Origin of the sequence: Ferruginibacter paludis, from assembly GCF_030409685.1 — a bacterium.
In the GTDB taxonomy this organism is placed as follows: Bacteria; Bacteroidota; Bacteroidia; order Chitinophagales; family Chitinophagaceae; genus Ferruginibacter; species Ferruginibacter paludis.
This window is the reverse complement of sequence record NZ_JAUFQJ010000005.1, coordinates 287,185-296,287: the sequence shown is the minus strand read 5'-3', so window position 1 is coordinate 296,287 and position 9,103 is coordinate 287,185. Positions and strand designations below refer to the sequence as shown.

At 41.5% G+C, this 9,103-nt stretch carries 6 protein-coding genes and 1 tRNA gene; 2 read left to right on the top strand and 5 right to left on the bottom strand.

The features are described from left to right. The 3 genes from QWZ08_RS10490 to QWZ08_RS10480 all read right to left on the bottom strand — a co-directional run. Positions 1-664: hypothetical protein (locus QWZ08_RS10490; RefSeq protein ID WP_290337359.1), on the bottom strand; the 664-nt coding region annotated here is incomplete at its 3' end. A 96-nt stretch (positions 665-760) separates the two neighbouring features. Next, complete coding sequence (locus tag QWZ08_RS10485) at positions 761-1,978, bottom strand: site-specific integrase (RefSeq protein ID WP_290337358.1); 1,218 nt, start codon at positions 1,976-1,978, stop codon at positions 761-763. Positions 1,979-2,236: 258 nt separating this feature from the next. After that, positions 2,237-2,321: transfer RNA gene (locus tag QWZ08_RS10480), tRNA-Ser, on the bottom strand. A gap of 193 nt (positions 2,322-2,514) precedes the next feature. Here QWZ08_RS10480 and QWZ08_RS10475 point away from each other — a divergent pair. After that, positions 2,515-2,964: a nuclear transport factor 2 family protein gene (locus tag QWZ08_RS10475; RefSeq protein ID WP_290337357.1), complete on the top strand. Its 450-nt coding sequence runs from the start codon at positions 2,515-2,517 to the stop codon at positions 2,962-2,964. Here QWZ08_RS10475 and QWZ08_RS10470 read toward each other — a convergent pair. Beyond that, on the bottom strand, positions 2,961-5,075 hold the full coding sequence (locus tag QWZ08_RS10470; RefSeq protein WP_290337356.1) for an endonuclease MutS2: 2,115 nt from the start codon (positions 5,073-5,075) through the stop codon (positions 2,961-2,963). The two genes, QWZ08_RS10475 and QWZ08_RS10470, sit on opposite strands and share 4 nt — an antisense overlap. Before the next feature lie 404 nt (positions 5,076-5,479). Further along, on the bottom strand, positions 5,480-6,511 hold the full coding sequence (locus QWZ08_RS10465; RefSeq protein WP_290337355.1) for a GntR family transcriptional regulator: 1,032 nt from the start codon (positions 6,509-6,511) through the stop codon (positions 5,480-5,482). Between the two features lie 333 nt (positions 6,512-6,844). Between QWZ08_RS10465 and QWZ08_RS10460 the strand changes: the two genes are divergently transcribed. Then, positions 6,845-9,016, top strand: coding sequence for an alpha-L-rhamnosidase-related protein (locus QWZ08_RS10460; RefSeq protein WP_290337354.1), 2,172 nt, complete (start codon positions 6,845-6,847; stop codon positions 9,014-9,016). The last annotated feature ends 87 nt before the right edge of the window (positions 9,017-9,103 follow it).

The window sequence follows — 9,103 nt, the reverse complement described above, 5'->3', positions numbered from 1 at the left end:
TGGCGGCATCCAGGGCTGCAAAAAACTGCCGGGCGACTTCTATTCCCTTTTGCAGTTCGGCTTTTTCTTTGGGAGTCAGCCGCGATATTTTTTGCATGCGGGAAAGATTTTGTTTCAGCTTATCCTTGTCAACGCCGAGTAAGCCATTTAAAAGAATGGCTGAAGGATCATTGGCGGCGGGTACAGTAACGGCACTGATCTTGCAGAATACATAAAATATAATAGTGAGGGAGGGAATGGAATACTGGCTGCGTTTACATTTTTTTAGAGCCTCATCTGCCAGCACTGACTTTTCTTTTTCTGCCATCACCATGTCAAGGGTAGGAAGAAAATCGCGGTAATAAAATGGCAAATAAGTACAAAAGAAAAGTATAATAAAAGCAGGCAGGCTCAGCGTCAACGATGGAAGCAAAGAAACACTTGCCATACCTCCCGTAAAAAATACTATCATAAATGACAGGGAAATCATCATCGCAAAATGTGCCGGTATATGCCGGTACCAGAAAGTGGCAATCAGCTTTTTTCGGGTGGCTCCCGGGCACCAATGCGGAAAAATCTGCTGGTAATCTACATGCGTGTGGGTAAACGTGGAGCGGATATATTCCGGCTGTGTGGCGAAGTCAAACAATAGCAAGGACTTCATCTGCTGCATCAAATCTTTCATCACTTATCCTTTTTATAAATTTACAACATTTTATAAAAAAGAAAATGAATGCCTGTTAATAAATCTATTAACAGGCATTCATAGATCAGCTGCCTCTTACGAATATTTTAGTCGTACACTTTTCATATCATCACTAATTTTCTTATCCAGGATTTTTGCATAATGCTGCGTAGTTTTCAGGTTGCGGTGGCCCAACATTTTAGCAACAGTTTCAATGGGAACGCCGTTGCTTAAAGTAACCGTAGTTGCAAAAGTATGGCGGGCAATATGGTACGTAAGACTTTTACTGATACCGCATAAGTCGGCTATCTCCTTGAGATAGGCATTCATTTTTTGATTGCTTAAAATGGGTAACAGCCGATCTTTCAATAAACATTGCGGGTCTGCTGCATAACGGTGGAGAATCTCAGCGGCAGGCGCCAGCAGGGGAATTCTGGACAAGGCGTCGGTCTTTTGTCTTTTTATAAAGATCCATTTTTCGCCGTCAATGCCGGCTGCCACTTCAGACCGTTTCAGTTTCTTAACGTCGGCATAGGCAAGACCCGAATAGCAACTAAATAAAAAAATATCCCTCACGAGTGATAACCTCTCCGCATTTAATTTAACAGCTGCTAATTTTTGTAATTCATTTTCTGTTAACGCTACGCGGTCTACCTCCTTTTTTACCATGCTGAAACCGGCAAACGGATCTTTTGCCAACCAGCCATTGCGAAGGCAACGAAGGATAATTTTTCTGAAATTAGCCAGGTATTTAATAGCACTATTGTGCGCACAATTACGAACAGTCTTCAGCCAGAACTCGTATTCAGTGATAAATTCATATTTGAGCTGATTGACGTCAATATCATCTTTCTTATATCTCGATAATAAAAAAGCACGGGTATGTTTGTAAGAAGTCTCATACCTAGTTAAAGTGCCAGGGGCATAATCCCGTCCAACCAATGCTGCCACCTGTTGATTATGTTGCCTGAATATTTCCAGCAACATGTATTTCGGTTTTTCCTCTTCTATGCCAAGCAACAGGTTTTTAATGTTGTCTGCAGTGACTGGTTTACTTAATTCAATCAGCTGTTTTTTTGCTTCGTATACTTTGTGTTGTAAAACGTCCAGGTAAGCGTTAAAGGCCTTAACGTCATCTGTCTTGCCGCTCATTCGCCCGGCATCCACGTGCCAGCAGGCTGGATTGCATTTTCGCTTTGTACTGATCTCACTACGCTGACAATCAACCGTTATCCGCATGTAAACAATTTGCTGCGACTGATCATTTCCCTTATTTTTTCTAAGAAAAAATATAAAACCAAAACTTTGTTCCATTTACGCACTTTTTTAAAGTTTAAAATTAATTTTTTCAAGACTTAAAAAAGATAGTTGCTTTTGTGTAAACTGTTAATAAATAGCCTTTTGTGTAAAGTCTGGTGAGTCTTTTTCAATTTAGAAAAGACTCACCGAATTACGCACGGAAAACAGCTAAAAAGAGGGGTAAAATGAGGTAAAGCTAAAAACAAGAATCCCCGCAAATGCTTGATTTTGCAGGGATTCTTATAAATCTTAATCTTAAATTAGTGATTTCAGCGGAGAGTTAGGGATTCGAACCCCAGGACCTGTTACAGTCAACAGTTTTCAAGACTGCCGCAATCGACCGCTCTGCCAACTCTCCGGGTGCAAAATAATAGTGTTGCACTTTATCTACCAAAAATAAATTGCATTAATGCTATTTTATTTCAAATGCGGTTTGTGGAGATCGCTGCAACAGCCCTAAGCACGGGCATCCGGGACTTCATAGCTACTAATAAAATATTTGTTACCGTGTTCAAAAAATTGCCAATCTTTATCCATAAATATATAAACCAATGAAATTAACAGCTCTTCTTGTATTCCTATTTTTCTGCAACAGGGTTATCGCACAACCCGAAACGGATGCCATTAAAAAATCCATTACTACTTTTTTTGCCGGCATGAAAAGCAATGATTCGGCACTCATCAACAGCACGCTGGATTCGGCTTGTTTTTTATATTCTATTATGCAGACAAAAACCGGTACTACCGTTTTGGAAGAAGAAAAAATGGTCGATTTTTTAAAACAGGTGACCGATTTAAAGGGAAAAAATATAGATGAACGTCCGCTGAGTTTTGATATAAAAATTGACGGCGCCATGGCCATTGCATGGACGCCGTACAAACTATTTTTTAACGAGCAATTCTATCACTGCGGTGTGGATGTTTTTACATTGATCAAAAGAGAGGGCAACTGGAAAATTATGGGTATCACCGATACCCGCAAAAAAGAGGGTTGCAATTAGCTGTCTTCGCCTGCCGGCTCTTTTTCCAGCACCAGGCTTAAATCGTTCAGGCTTACGGTCAGTGGTACCACGCCCAACTGCACAATGGCTTTTTTGCCCCTGATCTCTTTTAATATGCCCACCTGGCGGTTCTGCCGCATCATTACTTTATCTCCGGGTTTTACTTCGCCTTGTACATGTATAAATTTTTCATTCAGTTTCTTTTGCTGCTTTTCATTCACCATTTTTTCTTTCTGGTTAAACAGCAAGGCGTGAATCATTTTTACCACCTTGTCTTTATCATCCGACCGGCGCCATTCAATCACCATCGCTTTCAGCCTGCGCTCCATATCTTTTAAATACTGCAGCTGGTTTTCTGATAATTTATTCTGGTGTTTCAGGCGTTCAATTTCCTGGTTGTGTTTTTCTTTATTCAGCACCTGCTGCATTTCTTTTTTCAGCCGCTCATTTTCTTTTAATAAATGGCTGAGCTCCTTTTTTTCAAGATCAATTTTTTGCAGGTCCTGCTCGGTGCGGTTGAGTAATTTATCCAGCGTAAAATGATCTTCATCCACCAACGTCCTGGCTTTGTCGATTAGTTTTTTATCCAGCCCGATTCTTTCGGCAATGGAGAAAGTGTAGCTGCTACCTGGCTTTCCGGTAATCAGCCGGTACATCGGCACCAGGTTCTTTTCATCAAACTGCATGGCGCCATTGATGATGCCCGGCACTTTATTGGCCATCACTTTCAGGTTAAGGTAATGCGTGGTAACAATGCCAAAACTATGTTTATGTGCCAGTTCTTCCATAATCACTTCTGCAAAAGCGCCGCCCAAATTCGGGTCACTGCCGCTACCCAGCTCATCTATAAAGAACAACGTTTTGCCATTGGCGTTCTCCATAAAATGTTTCATATTTTTCAGGTGACTGGAGTAAGTACTCAACTCAAATTCCAAACTCTGCGTATCACCAATATGAATCATGATCTGTTTAAAAATCCCCATCTCACTGTCGGGGTGAACGGGCACCAGCAGGCCACTCTGCATCATCAACTGTAGCAGTCCCACTGTTTTTAATGTAACCGTTTTGCCGCCCGCATTCGGGCCGCTGATTACCAATATGCGGTTCTTATCATTCAGCGTAATATTTACGGGTATAGTAGGCTTATTGCTTTTTTGGTTGTACAATAACAGCAGCGGATGGTAGGCATTGATCAAATGAATGTGCGCCTTATCGTACAACTGCGGAAAATTGCCGCCCGTTGCAATGGCCCATTTGGCCTTGGCATAAATGAAATCAAACTCACCCGCCGTATCGTGATAGGTTTTTAACAGCGGCGCATACACGCTTAGTTGCTGGGTAAGTTTGCGTAAAATTTTATATACTTCGCGGCTTTCTTCATGCTCCAGCGAAAAAATTTCATTGTTTAATTCTGTGGTTTCTTCCGGCTCAATAAACGTGGTGCGGCGACTGTCACTTTCGCCGTGCAGCACGCCTTTGATCATGCGCTTTTGTTCAGCAAACACGGCCAGTACGCGGCGGCCATTCATAAAACTTTCTTCAATATCTGCCAGGTGGCCCAGTTTATTCAGTTTGCTTACCAGGCGGTCAAACACCTTTCTTAATTCGTTGCGTTTGCGGTACAGGCTCATTCTTATTTTGGCCAATTCCTCGCTGGCACTGTCTTTCACGCTGCCCGATTCATCCAGTATATCATCTATCAGTTCTGTAATGCTCTTTTCGTAATACGTGTTTTCAATCACTTTGGTCAGGGCGGGGTAGGCGAGGCGCCGCTCATTGTCAAACCACCTGAAAATATTGCTGGTGTTTTCTGCCAGCTTGCGGATAAATAAAAATTGTTCGCCCGTTAACACAGCGCCGGGTATGCTGAGGAGTTTAATTTCCCTGCTCACATTCAGCACAAAATCATTGGGAAAATACTGACCGGTTTGCATTACCAGTTTATATTCATATCCCTGCCGCAGATCGGTTTCTATAAAATCCTTTCTTGTGTGTATACGTAAGTTATTTGCTTTTGCTTTGCCGTATTCAGTGCGGCAATACTCTGCCAGCAAGGTTTTCACCTTTTCATATTCCAACTGCACCAGGGCCGATTCCGGAAAAAATTTCATTCTGTTATTCGCTTAAGTATTATTTTATTTTTTGTCCCGGCAAAGGTACTAAAATCAGCATCGTTGCGTCGCACACGTGTACTATTGGTGCATAAAGCAGCTTTCACCGAAGCGTAGCGGAGCGTTAATCCGGTCGTGTTATTTGTGGGATACTGCGACATTGCACATAGCGTTCCTGCGGAACGCTGTTTACATTTGCTGGATATTTTCTACCCATATGTTGTTCCGATGGAACATGAGATGCAAAGCTAGACCGCACTGCCCTATGAGGGCAATATGTGGGTAGCAAGCAGTTACAATTTGTATCCGTTACGTAGGAATCGTACTTGGAGTTTTGTCGCAGCATTAAAGTTATCAGTACAGTAAATGTTGTCCAGCAGCCATGCCGGAGCCCTGTCAAGCCGTTACAATGACGCCCGCAACGTTAAATGAAACGGCGTAGCAACATGTTCTGTAGATTTTGCTAAAATAAGTTCAGCTGCCTTCTGGCCCATTAAATGAAAATCTGTAGAAATGGTGGTAATACCATTGAGGATTATTTTTTTCAGCGGTGTTTCATTGTAAGATATTACCCCAACCTCTTTACCCACTTCCAGTTTTGTTTCAATGATTTTTTCTATCAGCACCACCAGGTCATTTTCCATCAGGCTTATAAATACTTCGCCTGCTGAAATAGTCGTTTTATTTACATTGGCTACCACCTCGTAATTAAAAGCATACTGTGTGCAAAATCGGTAAAATCCTTCCAGTATTTTTTTAGGGTGGTAGGTGTAATCAGGAAAAATAATTTTGATGGTCTGGTAATGACTTAACCGCTCCAACACTTGTTCCAGCGCTTCATACAAATCCTTTTCAAAGTCTTCATACACTGCCGCAAAATTGCCTGCTACGCCGGGCAACAACTGGTCCAGCAGCAGCAATTTTTCTTTTGGTATGGTGTTGATAATTTCATTTGCTTTTTCACCACCTTCTAAAAAATGAGGGATGATAACGTAATTGGTGTAATCATCTTTTTTGTTCTCAAGCAATTTTCTGAACAAGGCAAAATCATTGTTGTAAATGTAAAAGTCAATGACCGCATCTTTGCCAATACTGGCCACAAAAGCATCGTATAATATTTTTTTATGCGTGCTCAGTTTATTAAACAGCAAGAATATTTTAATGGGTTGCTTTACATTCGCATTGCTGATAAAATAGCCCTTACCCGGCACGGAACCAATTACGCCTCTTTTCTTTAAATGCTTATAGGCTTTTTCCGCAGTGTCGCGGGAAATGTCCAACTCAAAACTTAAATCGTTGATGGAAGGCAATTGGTAGCCTTTTTCAATTTTCCCTTTTTCAATGGCTTTTACAATAGAATTGGTAAGCTGCATGTATTTGGGCGTTACAGCATATTCGTCAATGGTAATCAGGCTATAAATATTTTCAGAGGCCATCTAAAAGCGGTTATTTCTCCGCAAGATATGGTTTTTACCAGGCGGCACGTCTGGGTAATAAAAAAATAGGTATTATCGAAAATACTGTTTTTTTAAGCACCTCAATCAGCAGGACTTGATTTTGTGTTATACTGACACAATGAATTAATTTGCCGGTATATACGATTGATGACGCAAATACTACTGCCCATGTAAGTACAGGATAGTAAGTCCGGTAATTACAAATACTTTTACCGCAGATTGTTATGCTGACACTACTATTGTATATTGCTGCATGGCATCGTTTATAACATCTTAAAAAGGAAGTCATCTTCCTAAAAAATATTGCTTGCTATGATCCAACTTAAAACAAAACGGACCAGGTTAATCCTGTTAACTGTATTTGCTTCTTTTTTATTTAATACAATCGCTGCGCAGACCAAAGCCACATGGATATGGTATCCCGGCGATTTTGAAATTTGGCTGAGCAACCGGGTGCAGACAAAGCGTACAGAAAGAAATGCTTCCATTCCTCCTTTCTGGCAGGTTTTCAGTCACCAGGTTGTAGTAAATTTTTCGAAAGAGGTAGAGCTGGCTTCACCGGAAACAATTGAAGCCACCGTAGAAGGACAATACAATGTAACTATTGATGGAAGGTACGTGCAGAGCGGAATTCAGCACATTACCATACCGGCCGGCAAGCACAATATTAATTTCCAGGTGTACAACCAGGTTACACCGCCTGCTGTTTTTGTAGAGGGTAAAACGATCAATTCCGGCACAACATGGAATGTAGAAACAGTGCATAACAACTCCGATGAGAATATAGTTGGAAAAGCCAAAGATGGGCATGCCGGGAGTTGGAATTTTAACAGCAAAGAAGCCCTGCCATCTCAATATAAACTGGCCACCAAAGAACTTAAGGCGGTAAAGACAACTAAAGGTCCGCATTCGGTAATGGTAGATTTCGGTGAAGAAACAATCGGTTTTGTACGCCTCAAAAATCTTGTTGGCAGCGGAAAAATGACTTTGTATTATGGCGAGTCGCTGGAAGAAGCCATGTCGCTGGACTCATGCGAAACATTGGATCAATATTCCGTCAAAGAAGCCAAGGGTGATTTTACAGCAGACCATTCCAGGGCTTTTCGTTTTGTAAACATTCAATATGATGATGCCATTAGTTTTAATGATGTGTCCATGATGTATGAATATCTTCCGTTAAATAATCGCGGTGCATTCAACTGTTCTGATGAAGAAGTAAACAAGATATGGAATGTGGCCGCCCGCACATTGCAACTGAATACAAGAGAGTTTTTCCTGGATGGCATTAAACGGGATCACTGGGTATGGTCAGGCGACGCCGTACAATCTTACCTGATGAACTATTATTCCTTTTTTGATAACGAGGCGGTGAAAAGATCAACCTGGGCCTTGCGTGGTGCAGAGCCTGTAGAAGCACACATCAATACGATACTGGATTATTCGCTGTATTGGTTCACGGGCATTTATGATTATTACCAATATTCAGGCGACGAACAATTTTTAAAAAGCATTTATCCACGCATGGTTACCTTAATGGATTTTGTGTTGAAGAGAAGAAACAGCAATGACATGGTAGAAGGCCTGCCCGGTGACTGGGTATTTTTAGACTGGGCACCCATGGAAAAAGATGGGGAGCTGAGTGCGATGCAATTGTTGCTGGCCCGCAGCCTGGAATCAATGAGCGTGTGTGCTTCGCTGATGAAAGACGAGCCAAAAGCGGCAAAGTATAAACAGCTGTCTGTTGATTTAAGAAAAAAAATCGTAGATACTTTTTGGGATCCGCAACAGCAGGCCTTTATTTCTGGCAGAAAAAATGGTGTAGTGGATAAACAGGTTACGCGTTATGCCAACATGTTTGCCATAATGATGGGCTATATTGATTCTGCTAAAACAGCAGCGGTAAAAAGCAATGTGCTGATGAATGACAAGGTGCAGAAAATTACTACACCATACATGCGGTTTTATGAGCTGGCAGCACTGGCAGAAACCGGTCAGCAAAAATATGTATTGAAAGAAATGAAAGACTATTGGGGCGGCATGCTGAAAGAAGGCGCCACCACTTTCTGGGAGGCATATGATCCGCTTGAAAAAGGAGCTGCCCGTTATGCCATGTATGGCCGACCGTTTGGTAAAAGTTTATGTCATGCCTGGGGTGCAAGTCCTTTGTATTTGTTGGGCAAATATTATCTTGGAGTTAAACCAACCGCACCCGGCTATGCTGAATATGTAATAGAACCGGACCTCGGCGGATTGAAATGGATGGAAGGAAAGGTACCAACACCGCAGGGTGACATTGCAGTGTCAGTTACCCTAACACAAATAAAAATTAATACAGTAGATGGAAAAGGGTTGCTTCGTTTTAAAAGTGACAAAACGCCTTCAACAAAAAATGGAATGATTCGCAAAATCAGCGGCAATCAATATGAAGCTAATCTGGAAAAGGGAAAAGAATATACAATCAGCTATACCGCAGTTAATCAGTAACACGATTGCTGATGAAATTTTATAAATACAAAACCATTAAGGCGGGTAATTCAATTACCAACAGTCTTCTGCCATAAGTTAATTTTA

What these genes read in the sequence shown, in the direction of transcription:
- QWZ08_RS10485 (WP_290337358.1), bottom strand. Translation starts at nt 1,978, where the DNA reads ATGGAACAAAGTTTTGGTTTTATATTTTTTCTTAGAAAAAATAAGGGA.
- QWZ08_RS10475 (WP_290337357.1), top strand. Translation starts at nt 2,515, where the DNA reads ATGAAATTAACAGCTCTTCTTGTATTCCTATTTTTCTGCAACAGGGTT.
- QWZ08_RS10470 (WP_290337356.1), bottom strand. Translation starts at nt 5,075, where the DNA reads ATGAAATTTTTTCCGGAATCGGCCCTGGTGCAGTTGGAATATGAAAAG.
- QWZ08_RS10465 (WP_290337355.1), bottom strand. Translation starts at nt 6,511, where the DNA reads ATGGCCTCTGAAAATATTTATAGCCTGATTACCATTGACGAATATGCT.
- QWZ08_RS10460 (WP_290337354.1), top strand. Translation starts at nt 6,845, where the DNA reads ATGATCCAACTTAAAACAAAACGGACCAGGTTAATCCTGTTAACTGTA.